Source organism: Paenibacillus sp. JNUCC32 (assembly GCF_014863545.1).
GTDB classification, from domain to species: Bacteria; Bacillota; Bacilli; order Paenibacillales; family Paenibacillaceae; genus Paenibacillus_AQ; species Paenibacillus_AQ lautus_A.
Map to the genome: position 1 here is coordinate 5,100,487 of NZ_CP062260.1, position 18,193 is coordinate 5,118,679.

Annotated in this window: 17 protein-coding genes; 2 read left to right on the plus strand and 15 right to left on the minus strand. The window is 53.0% G+C overall.

Translation table 11 applies throughout. The annotated features are described in order from the left end of the window. Positions 1-82: 82 nt before the first annotated feature. Both JNUCC32_RS22625 and JNUCC32_RS22630 read right to left on the minus strand, forming a co-directional pair. The gene (locus tag JNUCC32_RS22625; protein ID WP_192569906.1) at positions 83-1,447 is read right to left on the minus strand and encodes a sensor histidine kinase; all 1,365 of its coding nucleotides are present in this window, start codon (positions 1,445-1,447) and stop codon (positions 83-85) included. Further along, complete coding sequence (locus tag JNUCC32_RS22630; RefSeq protein ID WP_145040087.1) at positions 1,444-2,163, minus strand: response regulator transcription factor; 720 nt, start codon at positions 2,161-2,163, stop codon at positions 1,444-1,446. The genes JNUCC32_RS22625 and JNUCC32_RS22630 overlap by 4 nt, the downstream gene beginning before the upstream one ends. Before the next feature lie 161 nt (positions 2,164-2,324). Between JNUCC32_RS22630 and JNUCC32_RS22635 the strand changes: the two genes are divergently transcribed. Then, the gene (locus tag JNUCC32_RS22635) at positions 2,325-3,056 is read left to right on the plus strand and encodes a hypothetical protein (RefSeq protein ID WP_192569907.1); all 732 of its coding nucleotides are present in this window, start codon (positions 2,325-2,327) and stop codon (positions 3,054-3,056) included. 97 nt (positions 3,057-3,153) lie between these two features. On the opposite strand, the gene JNUCC32_RS22640 is transcribed toward JNUCC32_RS22635, so the two are convergent. Further along, complete coding sequence (locus JNUCC32_RS22640; protein WP_036664719.1) at positions 3,154-4,077, minus strand: polysaccharide deacetylase family protein; 924 nt, start codon at positions 4,075-4,077, stop codon at positions 3,154-3,156. After that, positions 4,043-5,365 (minus strand): MFS transporter, encoded by a 1,323-nt coding sequence (locus tag JNUCC32_RS22645; RefSeq protein ID WP_192569908.1) that lies wholly within the window; start codon positions 5,363-5,365, stop codon positions 4,043-4,045. The genes JNUCC32_RS22640 and JNUCC32_RS22645 overlap by 35 nt, the downstream gene beginning before the upstream one ends. A 215-nt stretch (positions 5,366-5,580) precedes the next feature. Between JNUCC32_RS22645 and JNUCC32_RS22650 the strand changes: the two genes are divergently transcribed. Continuing rightward, positions 5,581-6,297 carry a DUF421 domain-containing protein gene (locus JNUCC32_RS22650; RefSeq protein ID WP_192569909.1) on the plus strand — a complete coding sequence of 239 codons (717 nt, stop codon included), beginning with the start codon at positions 5,581-5,583 and terminating at the stop codon, positions 6,295-6,297. 51 nt (positions 6,298-6,348) lie between these two features. Here the strand turns inward: JNUCC32_RS22650 and JNUCC32_RS22655 are convergent, their stop codons facing one another. The 11 genes from JNUCC32_RS22655 to JNUCC32_RS22705 form a co-directional block, all read right to left on the minus strand. Further along, entirely contained in the window at positions 6,349-7,380 is a 1,032-nt protein-coding gene (locus JNUCC32_RS22655; RefSeq protein ID WP_192569910.1) for a copper amine oxidase N-terminal domain-containing protein, read from the minus strand. Between the two features lie 176 nt (positions 7,381-7,556). Continuing rightward, positions 7,557-8,156, minus strand: coding sequence for a TetR/AcrR family transcriptional regulator (locus JNUCC32_RS22660; RefSeq protein ID WP_249732836.1), 600 nt, complete (start codon positions 8,154-8,156; stop codon positions 7,557-7,559). A gap of 27 nt (positions 8,157-8,183) precedes the next feature. Next, positions 8,184-9,632, minus strand: coding sequence for an MDR family MFS transporter (locus tag JNUCC32_RS22665; RefSeq protein ID WP_374705892.1), 1,449 nt, complete (start codon positions 9,630-9,632; stop codon positions 8,184-8,186). Between the two features lie 349 nt (positions 9,633-9,981). Beyond that, a complete protein-coding gene (locus JNUCC32_RS22670) occupies positions 9,982-10,701 on the minus strand; it encodes a glycerophosphodiester phosphodiesterase (RefSeq protein ID WP_192569911.1) in 720 nt (239 codons plus the stop codon). Positions 10,702-10,741: 40 nt separating this feature from the next. Then, on the minus strand, positions 10,742-10,906 hold the full coding sequence (locus JNUCC32_RS22675) for a hypothetical protein (RefSeq protein WP_192569912.1): 165 nt from the start codon (positions 10,904-10,906) through the stop codon (positions 10,742-10,744). Positions 10,907-10,950: 44 nt separating this feature from the next. Then, on the minus strand, positions 10,951-11,811 hold the full coding sequence (locus tag JNUCC32_RS22680) for a carbohydrate ABC transporter permease (RefSeq protein ID WP_192569913.1): 861 nt from the start codon (positions 11,809-11,811) through the stop codon (positions 10,951-10,953). After that, entirely contained in the window at positions 11,801-12,757 is a 957-nt protein-coding gene (locus tag JNUCC32_RS22685) for a carbohydrate ABC transporter permease (RefSeq protein ID WP_036672924.1), read from the minus strand. Before JNUCC32_RS22685 ends, JNUCC32_RS22680 begins: the two co-directional genes overlap by 11 nt. Then, positions 12,757-14,094, minus strand: a complete 1,338-nt coding sequence (locus JNUCC32_RS22690) for an ABC transporter substrate-binding protein (RefSeq protein WP_096774740.1) — start codon at positions 14,092-14,094, stop codon at positions 12,757-12,759. The genes JNUCC32_RS22685 and JNUCC32_RS22690 overlap by 1 nt, the downstream gene beginning before the upstream one ends. A gap of 298 nt (positions 14,095-14,392) precedes the next feature. Further along, positions 14,393-14,947: a glycerol-3-phosphate responsive antiterminator gene (locus JNUCC32_RS22695; protein ID WP_192569914.1), complete on the minus strand. Its 555-nt coding sequence runs from the start codon at positions 14,945-14,947 to the stop codon at positions 14,393-14,395. Between the two features lie 541 nt (positions 14,948-15,488). Then, positions 15,489-15,959 (minus strand): DinB family protein, encoded by a 471-nt coding sequence (locus JNUCC32_RS22700; protein WP_192569915.1) that lies wholly within the window; start codon positions 15,957-15,959, stop codon positions 15,489-15,491. A 147-nt stretch (positions 15,960-16,106) separates the two neighbouring features. Continuing rightward, positions 16,107-18,179, minus strand: a complete 2,073-nt coding sequence (locus JNUCC32_RS22705; protein ID WP_192569916.1) for an amylo-alpha-1,6-glucosidase — start codon at positions 18,177-18,179, stop codon at positions 16,107-16,109. Positions 18,180-18,193: the final 14 nt, after the last annotated feature.

Sequence of the window (18,193 nt, forward strand, 5' to 3'; positions counted from 1 at the left end):
GTATAATTACCCAGAAAAAGCCCCTCTTACCCCAAACGGCTTGATTTCCATTGACGTCCGTCACGATGGATGGTTACAAACTCTAAGCCATGGAGGTCTTCCTATGCACCGGGAAGCCTAACGAAATCACGGCGCCTCCCTCTTGGCGATTCCCCGCCGTGATCAGGCCTCCGCAGCGCTCCACGATGGCCCGGGCAATCGCCAAACCGAGTCCCGTCTCCCCGTTCTTGCCCTTCACAAACCGATGGAACAGATAAGGCAGCAGCTCCTCGGAGATCCCTTCGCCGTCATCGGATACGGTGAGCACCACCCGACCTTTTTGGAGACCGGCTTGAATGTAAATATGCTTGCTTGCATGCCTCGCCCCGTTCGAAACGATGTTCAGCAGCGCCTGCAGCAGCTTATCCCGGTCGGCATACACCGTTAACGATTCGTTATCCCCGTACGAAAGATGCACGAACAGCCCTTTTTTCACCAGAACCGGATTGATCCTCTCGATCGTTTCCTCTACAAGCTCTTTCATATTGACTTCTGCGGCCTTGAAAATATCATCTTCGCTGTCCAGCTTGGCCAGCAGCGTCATCTCGGTCACGATATTTCTCATCCGGCCGCTCTCGCTCATAATGATATCGAGCCCTTTGCGAATATCCTCCCCTTCGAATATGCCGTCCCGGATTCCCTCCGCATATCCGGATATGGACATGAGCGGCGACTTCAGCTCGTGCGAAGCATTCTGGAAAAATTGTTTCTGCACATGATTGTACCGCTCCAGCTCACCGGCCATTTCGTAGACGGACTCTGCCACGGCGCCGAGCTCCCCGCTTGCCGACACGCGCCGGACTTCGGAGAATTGGCGCTCCTTCACCTTCTTCAATTCTTCCCGCAGATGCATCAGCGGCTTAATCAGCCGCTTGGTGATGAATAGGCTTAAGATCACCATGACCACGGCCCCTGCGCCGAATACGAGCATCAAGCGCCCCAGCAGCGCTTGCTCAATCGCCTTGATTTTGCTCACTGGCGTAATCAGCGTCATCGTCCCTTGGGGAACCGCCGTAACCTCGGTTAGGAATTGCCCGTCCACCGATGAGGATTTAAACGAAGCTATGCTATCGGGTCTGGCTGCTGCTATGCCCATGTACTGGGCGGTAGGGGTTACAGGAGTCGAGCGGACTATATTCCCTTGGCTGTCCTGAATAATAACGCCTACCTCGGCAACCTGCGCAGAGGCAAACCCGCTAACGGTCAAAGGCTCGCTCTCGATAGGGATGCTCTGTGCAGCCGCTGTTTCCAGCTTTGCCGTTAGCGCCGCCCCAATGGACTGCATGTCCTTTCTTTGCGTGCCGATAAAGTGGTCCAGCAGCACATAATGAATGACGACGGCCGTCACGGACAGCACGAGTATAAGCGACAAAGCGAACGCAAGATTGATCTGATGGACCAGCTTCATATCGATGATTCCTCCCCATCCGTTCTCATTCGGTATCCATGTCCCCATATGGCCTCGATCGGCAGCTGCTCCACTTTCTTGCGCAGCCGTTTAATGAGATGGTCAACCGCCCGGTCGCTCCCGAAATAATCGTCCCCCCATACGGAGGTCAGCAGTTCGTCCCTGGTAAACGCACGGTTCGGATGCTCGGCAAACACTCTCAGCATCTCGAATTCTTTGTTGGTCATATCCACTTCTTCCCCGTTCCAGAACACGCGCCTCTCCTCCAGCAGTAACTGAAGCCGCCCATTGCTAAGCTCCGGGGAAGCGGCCGCAAGCCGCGGGACATTCTCCGCTCGGTTGAATTTGTACCAACGGCTCAGCTGCCGTTTGATTCGGGCGACCAGCTCGCGAGGGCTGAACGGCTTGACCATATAGTCGTCGCTTCCCAGCTCAAGCCCCAATATTTTATCCACCTCGCTGTCCTTGGCCGAGATCATGATGATCGGGACCTCGGCTTCCGCGCGGATCCGCCGACACAATTCGAAACCGTCCATGCCGGGCAGCATAATATCGAGCACCCACATATCCGGCGGATTCGTTCTCCACATGTCCCAGCCTTCCTCCGCCGTGCCAAGGCCCACCGTCCGGTAACCCTCCTTGCGCAAATAAGCCTCCACCAAATTTCGTATATGCAAATCGTCATCCACAACGGCGATGAGATAGGTTTGGTTCATATCATTACCTCCGAGCTTCATCTCCTCTTTAGTATACCAATCGGCACAAAGCGAATGGGGAATGCCATTGTTTTTCCACAAATACACCAATGTTCTGCCAATGCTGATTCGTACACTGGGTACTGTAAGACAAACCAACCCCGATAAGGAGTGTTAATACGATGAAACACAAACTATTTGGCAAGCTCGCCCTATCCGCTGCCCTTCTTGGAACAGCAGCTCTTCCCGTCCATGCCTCGGGTGCCGAAACCCCAGCCGATGCACCGAACCAAACAGGTAAAAGCGCGCCCGTTGCCACCACGGCAACCATTTCCGTTATGCCGAATCCGTTGGAATTGGCTGAAAAATACGCGCCGGAAACGGTTCAGGACTGGAAGGATACGCTGGCGAAATACGGGAAGCTTGCCGGAACCGAGGGAACCTTCTTTTTCTCGGAGGCCGCGGCTGTCACTGCAGATAACGGCAAGGTAAAGCCGGTCGCGGCAGAAGGCGAATTCGGAATATCCATTGCCGTGAAGGCTGTTCCGGCTGAAGCTGTCAAGGGATTCGTGGACAGTGGCGATATCAAGGATATACAGATTACCAAGATTAAGGAGCTTGCCCCTCTCGAAAGTACCGCCATCAAAGCAGCGGAAGCCGTGAAAACTGATGCCGGCAACGGGAAACACGACGTGATCCGTTTCGAGACAGCCAGCGTGAAGGCAGTGAAGCTCAGCGATGCAGAAAGTTTGGAAGTGAAGATCGACGATGAGGATCTGGCGTTTATCCATGCCAGAATCGACCTCTTCAAAGCGATGGATTCCAAGGACGCCGACGCCATTAAAAAAGCGCTGGCGAAACTGCTGGACCAATACAAGGCACAGATTGCCAAGCTGGAAGCTGAAGCGAAGTAACGTCGATACGAGACCGTACATGACAGTGCGAGCCCAGCGTACTTAACCGAAAACAAGCCCTGCCGGTGCCGCGGCAGGGCTTGTTTTTAGCATAGGCTTACGTTTTTTTGGCCATTGCCTTCATCAGCTTCACCGCCGAGCGCACGCGGGGACGCTTCAAATGCTCCTCCACGTAGCGGTAATCCGTCAGGATCACCTTGGCATCCCGCAAACCGTAAGCAAAATCATCATCAAACAGCAGGCGGTACTCCCATACCCGCTTCTCCCAATTCGGAATATTCGCCAGCATCCATTCATCCTCCGCCCCCGGGTGAACGTACGTTTCGCTGACCCCTTCGGGGAGTCTGTACAGCTTATCGATCAGCGACTGTTTGAAGCTCTCGTAGGTCTCTCCCTCGACGACGGGAAACGGATGCGAGAGCAGATAATCCGGGATCGGCACGCCGAACGTATCGGCCAGGCTGGAGGCAAGCGCCACCGGCCGCTCGATATTCGGCAGCGTGCTGAGCAGCGGATCCTCCGGATGAATATAGCGAAACAAGCGCGCGGGGAGGCGCCAGCGGGAAGTCTTCCACAGCATCTGCGGGATAAGGCTCCGCCCCGTTTCCATCCCGTAAAGGCTGCCCATGTGGTTATCCGCATGGCTGATGCGGATGCCGGCCTTCTTCGCCAGCCGGTATTGCGCCTCCAGCTCTTTTAGCACGGCGCCCGTCTCCGCCCCCCGTTCAAACTCCTGAACCGTCCGGTATTGATGACCGCTAGCGTCATGCAACGAAGAATGACCGGTCAAGCTCTTCCACCGCAAAGCTTCGAATTCGCTCGTCAAGGTGAGATGCAGCCCCACATTGGGTTGGCGACGGCGTGCGGCCCAGGAGGCTGCCTCCTCAAAGCCGGGGGCCACGGTCATGATGGTCGCCGATGAAACTTTATTCTCCTCCAGCAGATGCCGGATCGCCTCATTCATGGCCTTGCTCTGTCCGAAATCGTCACAGTTGATGATCAGTCTTCGCTCCATGGTCATGCCCGCCTCCTATGGATTTTGAGAATTCGATTTTGGTTGCATACGACAGCACGAAGGAAATGGCCAACAGGCATAAGGGAACGACACTGATTAAGTACCGAAAGGTCGATTCCGGATCGCTTCCCGGGTTGTCACCGCTCTCATATCCGAATATCATGCCTACGACAAAAAACGCCAGGGCGGAGATCAATCCGCTGGAACGGGTAATAAACCCGCTGACCGCCGTATAAATCCCTTCTCTGCGAAGCCCTGTCCGCTCCGCATCCTCATCGATGATGTTTCCGCTAACCATGGCCGGCGTAACCAGAAATCCCGCCAGTCCGAACCCTACCCCGATCCCCGCCAGAATGCCGCTCATCAGATCATAGCCAAACCACAGAGGGATGACGGATAACGCATATATCCCCAGCGACAAACGCCATGCCTTCACGCCGTCCATCCGGCGGATCATCCAGTACCACACGAACACCAAGGGGATGACGGATACAAACACGGCCGCCAGCAGAATCGACACTTGATTGTCCGGGATGCGGAGCACGTATTTTGCGTAAAAAGGGATCGTGGAGCTTATCAGTCCATTCACCGTCTGGGCAAAGGAATTGGAGATGTTGAACACCCAGAACTTCTTGTTTCGCAGCGTTTCACGAAACGCGTGGACAAGCTTGAGCGGCTCGCTTGCGCTGTACGCCTCTTCCTCGCGGACGCTCATCATGCACAGGAACATGAACACGCCGAACAGCAGCGCGTACAGAATCGCCATGTTCGAAAATCCCATGGCGTCATAGATGATCGGAGTCAGCGCAGTACCGATCAACAATGCCACCACTTGATAGCCCTGCTGGATGGCCGAGGCCTTCGCCCGGATGCGGTCTCCGCGGAACAGTTCGGGGAACAGCGCCCCATAATTGACCCATAATACGGTTGCCACGGCTTCATACAGGATAAGGGCAACCAAAAACCACATAAACAGTCCGTTCTCAGACAATCCTTCCGGCGGCGAGAACACGAGCACGAAGGTCAGCATGAAGAGCGGAATCGCCCCGAATACCCACGGCCTGCGCCGTCCCAGCCTGGTTCTGGTGCGATCGGACCAATACCCCATGAGCGGATTGTTTACCGCATCCCAGATCAGAAATACGGTTCGTGCCAGAGATGCCAGCCCTATGCCAAGACCCAAGGTATCGACGTAGAAAAAGATGTAAAAGGAGCTGAACGCCTGACTCGGAACCATCATGGCAAACATGCCCAGCGAAAATGAATACGGCGAATTCACCCAACTGCGCTTCATCCGTTTCCCTCCATCCGTCATGGACGATTTTGTTGTACAGTATTCGGCATGCGAAGGGAATATACCTGCGCAAACGAAGGCTTAGGTAATCTCGTCTATAGATTGGAGAAAAAGCCATGATCCAGACTTGGAAATGGACGTATATACATATTTTTCATAACAACTGCCCACCCTTCTAGTTAAGGACCACAAAATCTTCGGAAAGGGTCTGTGCCATGGATCTCCTTAAGGATCTTCTGCTAGTGCTTGGGAGAATTTATACCATTTACCCGCTGCTCTTGGGCGTTACCCTATTCATGGGCCGCCGTTCCATCGCCGAGCTTCCCGTTTTCGACTACATCATTATCCTGTCCCTAGGCTCCGTGGTCGGAGCAGACATCGCGGATCCCAAAATCGAACATATCCATACCGCCTTTGCGATCATTGCCATCGGCTTGTTGCAGAAGCTTGCCTCGATCCTGCTTGTGAAGAGCCGGCGCATCGGCAAGTGGATTACATTCGAACCGCTGATTGTCGTTAAAGACGGGCAGTTCATTTATCCGAATATGAAAAAAGCACGTTACTCGATCGATAACATTTTGCAAATGCTGCGCAAGGAACAGATCTTCGATATGGCGGAAGTCGATATGGCGGTGCTTGAGCCGAGCGGTGCCTTATCCATCCTGAAAAAGATGGAGAAGACCGCCGTCACGCTGGAGGACCTGAAGTTAAAGCGGCAGAATGTCGGCCTGTCCTACGCCGTCGTCAAAGAAGGACGCATTCAAACGATTACCCTCCGAAAGTTAAACCTTTCCGGAGAATGGCTGGAGACTCAGCTGGGTGAGCGGGGAATCCCCCTTGATCAAGTATTCTTCGCTTCACTCGATGAACAGAAGCGTTTAAATATCACCATTTACGATAAGGAAATTCCGCTCCCTCCCTTGTATCATTAAGGATCCCGAAAGAAGCCTGGCGCTGCCGCCAGGCTTCTTCCCGTTCATGACTTATTGAAGAACGATTTTGATGGCATTGCCGATTGGCGGCAGACTCTTGGTCAATACCGGGCCGTAGTAGCCGATAATTTCCGCATCGTCAGTCAAGTCGCTCGTTTTCAAGGCTTTGCCGTCTTTATTCACGACAACCGTCTCGGGCGTCAGATTTAGGACGACCTCATTGGGGGATTGTTCCGTCAACCCTTTGCCCTTGATCGTTACGCGCAGGTTGCCGCCATCCGCATTGATGTCGGTGATGTCGCCGGCCGTAGCCAGCTGCTCCGTTTCTTCCTTGTCGGACTTCACGCTGATTTCGTAAGCATACGTTTGAGGAGGCAGGCTCATCGTCATCGCCAGGCTGTGCACCGCTTCGATCTTCATGCCTTTTGCAAGATCCTTAAGCTCGATCTTCTTGCCTTCCGCATCGCGGATGACCGTGTTCTCATCCACGTTCAGCACGATTCCTTCGGTGCCCGTACCGTTAATATGAACGGCTTTGCGTTCTTCGTTATGGATAACTTCCGTGATGGTTCCAACCACGGTTTCCTTCTTAACCTCTTCCTCGGACGTGATGTTTACCTTCGTTCCATCAACCGCGACGTTAACCTGGAGCACTTCGCTGAAGAAGCTCGCAGGAACATACAGCGTGCCCTTTACATTCACCGGAGCAGCGCCGAGGGACTTATACATTTTGTTAACCGCATACTGGTCTTTGCCCGTTTGCACGAGGGTCCAGATCGGCGATCCCGGTTGGGTTAGCTCCGCAGAGCGGTCCTGTTGATTCCACTCCAGTTCGAATCCGAGCGCCTCGGATACGCTGCGCAGCGGGATCATGACCTGCTTCGCGCCGGCATTCATGAATCCGGCTCCAGCCACTTCCTTGCCGTTGACCAGCACACCATAATCAATGACCGCCGAGATCACCACCGGCTTCTGTTCCTGAATGTCTCCGGTTTGGGGTGCCGCATAAGCCGCTGCGCCACCGGAAACCGCCATGGCGGCAACCATCAGCATGGCTGCTTGCTTCTTCCATTGTTTGTTCATGTTCATCATCCTTTCTAGGTGCCTTAGATTATCATGTACAACTATACTGACGGGCGTATCTGCCAAATGTTGCATTGAAATCCAAAGTCCAAGGGCCGAACATAAACCAAAAAGCCGTTCCGGGCGGCTTTTCCAAGCTCCCGAAACGGCTTTTGCACTGTGCATGAATATATCATTTAGCGTTGTATAAATAGCGGGTCCACAAAGCTTCGGCAATACTCCTCCGCAATCTGTTCCGCGCTGTATCCCATATCGCGCATGTACAGAATAATATCGGCCCGCGGCAGGGATGCAAGCATCACGGAGGTGAACAGAGGATCCAGGGGCATCAGTTCTCCCCGCTCCGCCGCAAGCTCCAGCAGACGCTTGATCTGTGAGCGCAAATACGTGAAGGGCGGGTTCTCGCACATAATGTTCTTGGATTCCTCCAGACGGTCAGAGGTCAGCATCACCCTGAGCCACTCCAGATCCTCGTTGAAATGCAGAATCACCTTCGTCATTACCGTCCGAAGCTGGTGTGCTACCGTTTCGCCTTCGCTATTGCGAAGATAAACGTCCAGCCCTTCCATAAACCGGTCGATCTTGGCTTCCATCAGCGTGAAGCAAATCTTGCTCTTGCTGGGATACCGGCGGTATAGGGTGCCTTGACCGATCCCCGCCGTTTTGGCCACTTGATGCATGGAGACATCTTCGACTCCGTATTTGTTAAATAAGGCCTGAGCCGTATCCAAAATCTTTTGACCCAACTCGTCATTCTCTTTCGGCAATGCACGCATCCCTTTCTAATTAAACAAACGGGAACCTTATGCGGCAGACTGTTTTTCTTCAACGGGTGAAGACGTACGTTTAACAAATAAGCCCAGCACGAAAGCGATGATTGCAAGAACAAGTCCGATTACGAAAGCATTATGAAGACCGGCAACCATGCTTTGCACCGGATTGAGATCCCCGGTTGTTTCAACGTAATTTTTAGCACCTGCAGTCATGATGCTGATAAAGAGCGCCATACCGACAGCTCCCGCCACCTGCTGCAGCGTATTCATGATCGCCGTTCCGTGCGGATACAACAAGCGCGGCAGCTGGTTCAAAGCCGTGGTTTGGGCCGGCATCATAACCATTGAAATCCCTATCATCATCATAACATGAAGGAAGATGACATAACCACCCGTCCATGCAGCGTCGATGCGCGAAAACAGGAAGATGGCGATGCTCAGCAGCGCCAAGCCGGGAATAATCAGAACGCGCGGTCCGAATTTATCGAACAGTTTCCCTGTAATCGGCGCCATCAATCCGTTGATGATCCCGCCCGGCATCATGACCAGACCCGCCGATAGCGCAGTCAAGCCCAGAGCGTTCTGCAGAAACAGCGGCAGCATGATCATGGTGGAGAACATGCTCATCATAAGTACCAGCATCAGCACGGTCACGAGGGAGAACATCGGAAATTTGAAGGTACGCAGATCCAGCATCGGTTCCTCCATCTTCAGCTGGCGCCATACGAAGAGCAGCAAGCTGATAGCCCCGGCCGTAATGCACCATATGACCTTCGGATCAGACCAGGTACCTTCGCCGGCACTGCTGAATCCATATACGATTCCCCCGAAACCGATGGTAGACAGAATAATCGAAATGTAATCGACTTTCGGCTTGGTCAGTTCCGATACGTTCTTCAGGAACACCGCGGCAAACACGATGGAGAACGCAGCAAGCGGAATGACCAGGTAGAACAACCAGCGCCAGTTCAGCGCATCCACGATCAAACCGGAAAGCGTCGGCCCGATCGCCGGTGCCGTCATGATGACCAGACCGATCATTCCCATTGCGGCTCCGCGATTCTGAGGCGGATAAATGCTAAGTATGGTGTTCATCAGAACCGGCAGCATAAGCCCCGTTCCGACGGCTTGCAGAATACGACCTACCAGCAGCACCCCGAATACCGGCGAGAAGCCGCATATAATCGTACCTATCAGGAATAGCGACATAGCGCCAATAAACATCTGTCTTGTCGTGAACCAAAGCTGCAGCAGCGCCGTGACCGGCACCAGAATACCGACAACCAGCATGTAAGATGTGGAAAGCCACTGCACCGTCGACTCCCCAATGCCAAACTGCTCCATCAAGCTTGGGAAAGCGATGTTCAGCAATGTCTCATTCAAGATGGACACGAACGCTCCGATAATCAGTGCGGCAACGATCGGCCCTCTTTTTATTTTACTTAAATCAATCTTGGCCGAACTTGGCCCCACTCCCATATCCAAGACCTTATCCTCCCTGTCTTTTGTCTATACGGACAATTGTCCGGTAACGCGTTTTTTATTCTAACGGACAATTGTCCGCAGGTCAACTGAAAATTTTCATTAAATTTTCAAATTCATCCGCCCAGATGAAGCCCGCGGCGTTTTCCGCTGCCATAAGCAGCTGAAGCAAGCAGGATTCGGCCGTTCATAATAAAAGGATCCGCCCCAATCGAGACTAGGGCAGATCCTTTTCTATGCACATTTCGACTTTAGGTTCGCCTTGCCCCGAAAGACCCTTGGCATTTCCTAAATGCAAGTGTCCTAATAGGTCACTCCGCTGCGCGCAAGTCAGTCCCTGAAAACGCTAAGCATTCAGTGCAATCTCTTCTTTGTACACTTTGGCCCAGCCTTCCAAGTTGTTCGTTACGATCAAGAGTTCAGGATACTGGGCAAGGGATGCCAATACCGCCTCGTCATCCGGCGTCCAGACGATGAGCTGAATCCCCCGCTTGCGCGCTTCCTCCATAAACGAAGGGGTCACGTATACATATTTGACGGACACATAGCGAGCGCCGATCTGTTCCAGATAAGGAAAGACCGATGGCGTCGCCCCGTAAATCACAAGCCCCAGCTCGATGTCAGGATCAAGGGAACGGGCCCGTTCAATCGAATAATGATCGAAGGAGGTCAGGAATACCTGCTTCTCCATGCCCGTATCCTTGATCACGTCAATAACCTTCTGTTCCAAACCGGGGTAAGTGTCCCCCATCTGCTTCAGCTCGATGTCAACGATCATCCGATCCTTGGCAAAAAGCAGCGCTTCCTCCAGCGTGGGGATGACTTCCCCCCGGCCTGCATCCAGCTTGCGTATTTCCTCCAGCGTGAAGGCATTGATCGCTCCGGTTCCGTCGGTCGTCCGGTTAACCGTGGGATCATGTATCACGACAGGCACGCCGTCCTTCGTCAGCTGGACATCCAGCTCCAGGTGCGAGAAGCCAAGCTCCAGCGCTTTCCGAAAGCCCAGCATCGTGTTCTCCGGATATTTGAGCGGATACCCTCGATGGGCCAATCCACGTACTTCCATGTGCCATTCCCTCCATATATAAGTCGATTGACGGCCTCGATCACACTGCCACCGCAAGAGGACGGACTAACGCAATCGAAATGCCGTTTGCAGCTCTATAGGTTTGTTCGCCGCGGGCTTCCCGATCCCTGCTGCGCACAGCAGGAATTAGCTTGATGTCCTTCGCTCGAACAAAGAGACGGTATGGCGGTGTATCCTTGCCCACCGTCTCCACACCGTCCTGAATTCCGCATCATATGGTGTATGCGGTTATTTAAACGTCGAGTTCGCCATCGCGGCCACGATATGCTTCTGCATCACCGTAAAGACCAGCACGATCGGGATGATCGCCATGACGCTGGACGCCATAATGACGTTGAAGAACATCGCTTCATTCCCGGCGATGGAATCCCGCAGCATCGCAATACCGACCGTAAGCACGCGCATGTCGTTGTTGTTGGTCATGATCAGCGGCCAGAAATACGAGTTCCAGGACGAGATGAAGATCAACACGCCCATGGTGACGATCGTCGGCATCGCCATCGGGAACAATAGCTTGTACAGAATGGAGAATCGGCCGGCTCCATCCACGCGCGCCGCTTCCAGCACGTCGTTGTTAATCGATTTGAACGCCTGCCGGAGCAGGAATATCGCATAGGCGGACGCCCCGTGAGGCACGATGAGCGCCCAGAAGGTATTCAGCCAATCGAGCTTGGACATCATGACGTACACGGGAACGAAAATTACCTGTTCCGGCACGATCAACGCGGCAAGCACCAACAGGAACAGCGCGTCCCGTCCCCAGAACTTCCCCTTCGCGAAGGCATAAGCGGCCATGAGCGCCACGTTCAACTGCAGAATAATGGTTCCGACCGCCATGAGCAAGGTATTGCCGAAGAACCGCGCGTAAGGGATCACACGGAAGGCTTCGGCAAAGTTTTGCCAGGCAAAGGTTTCCGGCCAGAATGTAGGAACGGCCATCCGCATCTCAGACTGCGTCTTGAGCGCGCTGATCAGCAGCCAGTACACCGGAAAGAACATGACGAGGGTCACGATCACGGCCCCGATCACGCGGAGCGCCATTATGGTCTTTCGGTTCTTGGCGGATCCAGCCATATAATTATCCTTCATAGTGCACCTTCTTCCTGCTGACCACCCATTGTACCAATGTTAACAGCAATATGATGACGAACAGAATCATGACAAGCGCCGAGGCTCTTCCCGTTTTGAATTCATCAAAGGCCATCGTATAGATCCAGTACACGATCGCATTCGTTGCCTTGAGCGGACCGCCGCCCGTCATGACGTCGATCGACTGGAACACCTGCATGGAGGAGATAAAGCTGGTGATGACCAGAAACAGGGTCATCGGCGACAAGAGCGGCAGCGTAATGTTGCGGAACTGCCGGAACTTGCTGGCTCCATCAATGGAGGCCGCCTCGTAATACTCGGCCGGAATTCCGCGCATGCCTGCAATAAAGAGGATCATCGCAAACCCGACGCCCTTCCAGACCGAAACGGCAACCAGCGCCGGCAATGCCGTCGAAGGGTTGGTCAGCCATTCGACCGGCTCCATGCCAAACCAGGAAACAATGGAATTCAGTAACCCGTATTGTCCATTGTAAATCCATGTAAATACCATGGCCGCGACTACCATCGAGATGTAATAGGGCATAAAAACGACGCCGCGCAAGAAACCGAACAACCTTGACGATGACACGTTGAGCAGCAAGGCCAGCAGCAGCCCGATGACCAGCGTGAATACAACGTCCATGACGGTATACAAGAACGTGACCTTCAAGGAGTGATAGAAATCCGAGTTCGACAGCAAGCGCGTATAGTTATCGACGCCCACGAATTTCTTCACGGGACGGGTCATGTTCCAATTCGTGAAGCTGATGTAGATGGAATAACCCAGCGGATAATACAGGAACACGCCCATAAACAGCAAGGCCGGAACTGCGAACGAGAAGTCCTTCCACTTCTCGATCAACGTATGAGACATCCGTTTAGAGACCGAAGCGGTCGCCCGATCGGACGCCGCCTTGGTCATTGCTTTATTGGTCTCCATAGGCATCACTCATAGTCAGCCAGAATATCGTTGATCTTCTTGGCTGCATCCTGCATAAGTGGTATAGGATCTTTTTTGTTCAATACCATTTCCCCGATGACTTCTTTGTAGACTTCGCTGAATTCAGGATAAGCCGGATGCTGCAGACGCGGCGTTACTTCGTCGAAGTGCTCGTATACCGCTCTATACTGCGGCCATCTTTCGAAATATTGATCGCCTTCTTCAGACTCGATTGCGGATTTTCTTGTCGGCAGGTATCCTACGGATTCAGCCCACTTAATGTTATGCTCCGCCGAAGTCATGAACTCGATGAATTTCCAAGCCGCTTCTTTCTCCAGATCCTCGGCGCCGTCCATCATGACGATCCCCGCGCCGCCAATATTGGAGGTCCGCACTTTATCTCCAGGGATAAAGGATACGCCAACCTCAAAGTCCGCATTCTCGCGGTACATCTTGAGCAAAGCCGATGAATGCTGAACCATGGCGATTTCGCCGTTCAGGAACATCTGGCGCATATTGTCGGAAGCTCCTTTACCGAAGCCCATATGCATGCTGCCTTCATTTTGCCATTTGTAGAAATTCTGGAGGTACCGGAGAGAATCCTCGGTCTCGACAGCGGAAGCACTCAGGTCCTCCGTCAGGATTTGTCCGCCGCCGTTAATGTTCCACGGATCGTAGTACCACGTATCCCAGCCTGGAACGGAGAAGGCATAACGGGTCGTTTTGTCGCCTTCTTTTTTCGTTACCTTCGCATTAAAGTCATCGATCTCATCCCACTTCTGCGGCGGCTCTACGCCCAGCTCGTCCAGCATCGTTTTGTTGTATACAAACACGCTGGTACTGACGATCAGAGGGAATCCATATTGCTTGCCATTGAATGCATATGCATTCAGCATCCCTTTGGCGAAATCGTCCATCTTCACTTCATCGCGCTTAATCCATGGGCCCAAATCAGAGAACACTCCGCTGTCCGCAAAGTTTGGCAAGGACGCAACCTCGACATTCGTAACAGCCGGCACGTCATTCGCAGCCACTGCAGCCGATAATTTTTTGTGAAGATCAGGATAACCGCCTTGGAACACCGGCTCAACCGTGATATGAGGGTATTTCTTCTGGAATTCGGCAATCATGTAGTTCAAGCCTTCAAGCTGGGCATCCGCGTGGGCATGCCAGTATTGGATTTTAACGGGTGTCGTGTCGTTCTTCATATCCATCGAAGCGGCTTCCACGTCATCCAGCGAAACCTCTCCTCCGGCGCTTTCACTTCCACCGCCGCCTCCGCAAGCCGTGGTAATCACCATAAATATGGTCAATAACATTAACAACCATGATTTCTTTTTCATAGATGATCTGTTGTCCCCTTTCGAATCTATTCATCATTCATCATCCAAAATTACCGTCGATCCACTTCATCGAATGCCGGTTGGAACGGCACGCGGATCCCATAGGAACGGGAGAATCCCCATCCAAACAGCCCGCCTATCCCTTAAAAAGCGCACAAAAATAGAGACGTCAAAAGAGCGCAACCTAAGAGCCACCACCTCCTATAAAAGCTAAAGTAGCTGCTACTCGGGTTATCTCATCGTCTCCACCCCTAGCAAATATGTAATTGTGGTTAATCCGTCATTCCTACGGAGACCGTTACGTCCAAAAACGCGTGTCTCCCGTAGATACGAGGTCTGCGCCGTTCGCCAGCGCCTCGTCGATTTCTTCTTCGCTTCGTAAAAAACCTCCCACTATGAGCGGACAGTGAATCTCCTTCTTCAGATCGCGGATGACGCGAGGCATAAGTCCCGGCATCAATTCCACTTCATTCGGACGTGCTTGTCCGATCATCTTCACTGCGGTTCCCAAAGCTGTCGTATCGATCGCGAACACGCGCTGTATCGAGCTGATGCCTGCTTGGCGCGAAGCCAATACCGTATTCGTCTTCGTCGTAATGATCCCGTCGATCTTGTACGAATCCGCCAAATACTGCACTGCCGAATTATCCCGGCCGATGCCGCTTACCATTTCCAGATGGACAAACACTTTTTTGCCTGAGGAGTGCAGTCGGTTTACGATATCCCTTAGTTTCATGATGTCGCCTGTCATCAGGTTCACCCGTTCCACCGCGCTGTTCACAGCCGCATCGATCTGTTCCAGCTTGGTAATCGAAGCAATAACGGGAAGACGGCGACTCCCTTGATCTGTCATAAGTGCGTGTCCTCCTTATTATGAACACCTCTTATGATAGAGTTATAAGATCATGCGAGTATTAACGATATGTAAAATCTGTGTTAACGGCCCGCTTCTAGACACCTGCATATCATGAATACGCTTTCTATTCGGTTAACAACAGATTCTGCTATATCCCTGGTTTGGTGGATTCCCTCCTAGATTCAGGATCATGCCGTCCTGCGAAGTCTTGGATAGCGCTTTCATAATAACTTGTCGAGCTATTTAGTTTCTATCATAGAGGAATTATTTAGCTTGAGTCTATAGCGAAATTTGTTTTATTTTGTCGAATTTAAAAGAATATCAGCTCAATGTAATAAATATCATGGCAGGAAGCTCGTTTTTATGATCGTACAGCGATTCAAAGACCCATGAAGGCAGTTTCAGGACAGCGGGCTGTGCGGCGGCTTGTATGCAGGGGTAATCCGTACTCATTGTCTCAGCGGGCGCACGAGCTTAATCAATAAGCCGGCCAAGAAAACTTCTTGGCCGGCCCCCTTGATCATCCTGCGCGCACGAGCTATTCGAACAAAGGAATCTTCGGGTCCTTCCCGTTACAGTGAACCAGCATCGCGTGCAGCTGCCCCCTGTGGTGATACAGGTGCGCCACGATTTCGAGCAGCCATTCGTACCTCGAATAGGTGACGCCCCAATAAGAGGTCATCTCCTGATGAAGCTCCTCTTCCGTCATTTCTCGGAACGCCTGCTCCAGATATGAATAGTTGCTCAATAACTCCGCCTGTATGTCCTTCAGGTTATTTAACGACACGCCTGCGTAATAGGCGCTCATCTCCTCTTGGGTGGCTCCTCCGGATATATGAAAATCGGCCCGGCAGATGACGGCGATATGCTTGAGCAGCTCTCCGACCGAATGTTTGCCTTCCGTCGGCTTGACGAGCAAATCCCGTTCATCCAGCTTATCGATAATCGCGACAACCGAGACGACAGCCACCTCGATCTGATGCAGGGCATATGTACAATAGGAATTCATAGGTTCTCTCCAATCCGGTATGTATACAGTAATCTGTTCAATATCACCTCATTATTATAGAACATACGTTCCTAATATTTCAACAAAAAACAACCTGACCCTTAAGCACTAAGAGACAGGTTGTTCAAAAGCAAATCTTGTATAAGATCAGCTAACCAGGTCAAATCCGGTTGTATTCTCAAGCACTTCCACATGAAACGCGCTGCTGTCAGCCTTACGCACAACGCTTACCGACAGGTGCCCGCTTCCGATCGCAATCCGTTCGGCCTTCAGTTCGTTCATCCCTTCCGGAAGGAACGGGGACAACGCGATTTCCTTCTTCGCCGCGTTCGGATACAATCCGAGCATCGCCTGCAGGAAGACGATCGAGGTTCCCGCCGCCCAAGCCTGCGGCGAACAGGTTGTCGGGTAAGGAACGGGATGGCCCAGCTTCGCATCATGACCGCAGAACAGCTCAGGCAAACGCTGGTATTCAAAATGCACGGATGCCTGGAGCAGACCGGAAATCACCTTGCCTGCCTCAGCTTTGAATCCTTGCTTGCCGAGACCCAGCAGGATCATGGCATTGTCATGCGGCCATACACTCCCATTGTGATAGCTCACCGGATAGTAGCCGGTGGAGCCAGTACTCATCGTGCGGATGCCGTATCCATTGAACATGTCGCTTCTAAGCATCCGCTCGGCTTGCGCCTTCGAGCGGCTCTCTTCCGGCAATCCGCTCATGAGCAGATGCCCGGGATTCGAGGTTACGCTGCGTACCTGGCGTTGATCCTTATCCAGCGCAATGGCGTAACACTGCTCATCCTCCATCCAGAAGGCCGCTTCAAAACGGACGCGAAGCTCCTCGGCTTCCGTTTCCAGCTTGCGGGCCAGTTCCGGCTCGCCCAGCTCCGCGAAGACGGGTACCAGCGATTGCTTCGCTTGATACACGTAACCCTGAACCTCCGACAGCGCGATCGGCGATTCCGCATACTCGCCGTTCTCATGGATGATCGAGTTGGCGGAATCCTTCCAGCCCTGGTTCGGGAAGCCTTTCTCGGCTTCCTGCTTGTAGGCCATGAAGCCGGAGCCCGCTTCGAGCGCGGCATCGATATAATCCAGTGCCCGCAGCACGTTCGGCTTGAGCTCCTCCGCTAAGGAGAGATCGCCCGTCCAGCGGTAATACTCGCCGATCAGCGCCAGGAACAGCGGCGTGGAATCGATGGTGCCGTAGTACGGCGAGAACGGGGACTGGTTCGTCGTGACCAGTTCTCCATAGCGGATCTCATGCATGATTTTGCCCGGCTGCTCATCCCGCCAAGGGTCCGTCTTCTCGCCTTGATAAGCCGCCAGCGTTCTCAAGGTTCCTTTGGCAAGCTGCGGGTTCGCCGGAAGCATGAACAGCGCCGTGATCAAGCTGTCTCTGCCGAACGGAACCGCGAACCATGGCAATCCGGCTACCGTTGTATCGCCGAAGCCTACATCCGTCGTCAGCATGCGCAGATCCTGCAATCCTCTCTGGTACAAGCCGCTGAACAGCGCGGAATCCGACTGGAGCTGCGAGCTGTTTCCGTACCAAGCTTCGTACGAGGCTTCGAGTTTCTTCAGCCCCTCTTCATAAGTCAGCGTCTCTGCTGCGGGTTGCCGCTCCGTCATCGGCGTGACAAAGAACGTAATCACCTTCTGCTCTTTGGCTTTCAGGGACAAGGAGAACGAAACCGTGCCGGTATCATCCGCATTGCCGCCGTCCGCATCCCAGGCAATGCGCGTCTGCCTTCTCAGCTTGTCGGCGCCGACGTAGGCCAGCGTCAACTCTTGATCGCCTGTCCGAATCCCTTCCATTTTGCCGACTTCGCCCGTACGGTATTTACGGACCAGGAACATATCCTGAAAATCCGCATCGAAGGAAACCCCGAACTCGATATTCGAATCGGTCACAAAGTAATTGGTCAACGTACAGCGCTCATACAAGACGCCATCATAGATGAAGCGTTCCCGAAGCACTTCGATCGCCCCTTCATCCTTGGCATCCTTCATCAGGCGGAAGGAGGCCACATAGCTTTTATCCCCCGTGGAGGACAGAAGCGAAGGCTTCTCGCCATCGATGAACAGCTCCATGCGGCTCAGAAAACGCGTATCCTTCGTATACAAACCATGGCCCTGATCGTCCCCCTGGACGATATCTCCGTTAAGCCCGGTCAGAAAAAACACGTCTCCTTCTTTAATTACGCGGTAGTCCATGCATAAATCCCCCT

Excerpts from the sequence above, each read along its gene's own strand:
- JNUCC32_RS22625 (WP_192569906.1), bottom strand. The coding sequence starts at position 1,447 with ATGAAGCTGGTCCATCAGATCAATCTTGCGTTCGCTTTGTCGCTTATA.
- JNUCC32_RS22630 (WP_145040087.1), bottom strand. The coding sequence starts at position 2,163 with ATGAACCAAACCTATCTCATCGCCGTTGTGGATGACGATTTGCATATA.
- JNUCC32_RS22635 (WP_192569907.1), top strand. The coding sequence starts at position 2,325 with ATGAAACACAAACTATTTGGCAAGCTCGCCCTATCCGCTGCCCTTCTT.
- JNUCC32_RS22640 (WP_036664719.1), bottom strand. The coding sequence starts at position 4,077 with ATGACCATGGAGCGAAGACTGATCATCAACTGTGACGATTTCGGACAG.
- JNUCC32_RS22645 (WP_192569908.1), bottom strand. The coding sequence starts at position 5,365 with ATGAAGCGCAGTTGGGTGAATTCGCCGTATTCATTTTCGCTGGGCATG.
- JNUCC32_RS22650 (WP_192569909.1), top strand. The coding sequence starts at position 5,581 with ATGGATCTCCTTAAGGATCTTCTGCTAGTGCTTGGGAGAATTTATACC.
- JNUCC32_RS22655 (WP_192569910.1), bottom strand. The coding sequence starts at position 7,380 with ATGAACAAACAATGGAAGAAGCAAGCAGCCATGCTGATGGTTGCCGCC.
- JNUCC32_RS22660 (WP_249732836.1), bottom strand. The coding sequence starts at position 8,156 with ATGCGTGCATTGCCGAAAGAGAATGACGAGTTGGGTCAAAAGATTTTG.
- JNUCC32_RS22665 (WP_374705892.1), bottom strand. The coding sequence starts at position 9,632 with ATGGGAGTGGGGCCAAGTTCGGCCAAGATTGATTTAAGTAAAATAAAA.
- JNUCC32_RS22670 (WP_192569911.1), bottom strand. The coding sequence starts at position 10,701 with ATGGAAGTACGTGGATTGGCCCATCGAGGGTATCCGCTCAAATATCCG.
- JNUCC32_RS22680 (WP_192569913.1), bottom strand. The coding sequence starts at position 11,811 with ATGAAGGATAATTATATGGCTGGATCCGCCAAGAACCGAAAGACCATA.
- JNUCC32_RS22685 (WP_036672924.1), bottom strand. The coding sequence starts at position 12,757 with ATGCCTATGGAGACCAATAAAGCAATGACCAAGGCGGCGTCCGATCGG.
- JNUCC32_RS22690 (WP_096774740.1), bottom strand. The coding sequence starts at position 14,094 with ATGAAAAAGAAATCATGGTTGTTAATGTTATTGACCATATTTATGGTG.
- JNUCC32_RS22695 (WP_192569914.1), bottom strand. The coding sequence starts at position 14,947 with ATGACAGATCAAGGGAGTCGCCGTCTTCCCGTTATTGCTTCGATTACC.
- JNUCC32_RS22700 (WP_192569915.1), bottom strand. The coding sequence starts at position 15,959 with ATGAATTCCTATTGTACATATGCCCTGCATCAGATCGAGGTGGCTGTC.
- JNUCC32_RS22705 (WP_192569916.1), bottom strand. The coding sequence starts at position 18,179 with ATGGACTACCGCGTAATTAAAGAAGGAGACGTGTTTTTTCTGACCGGG.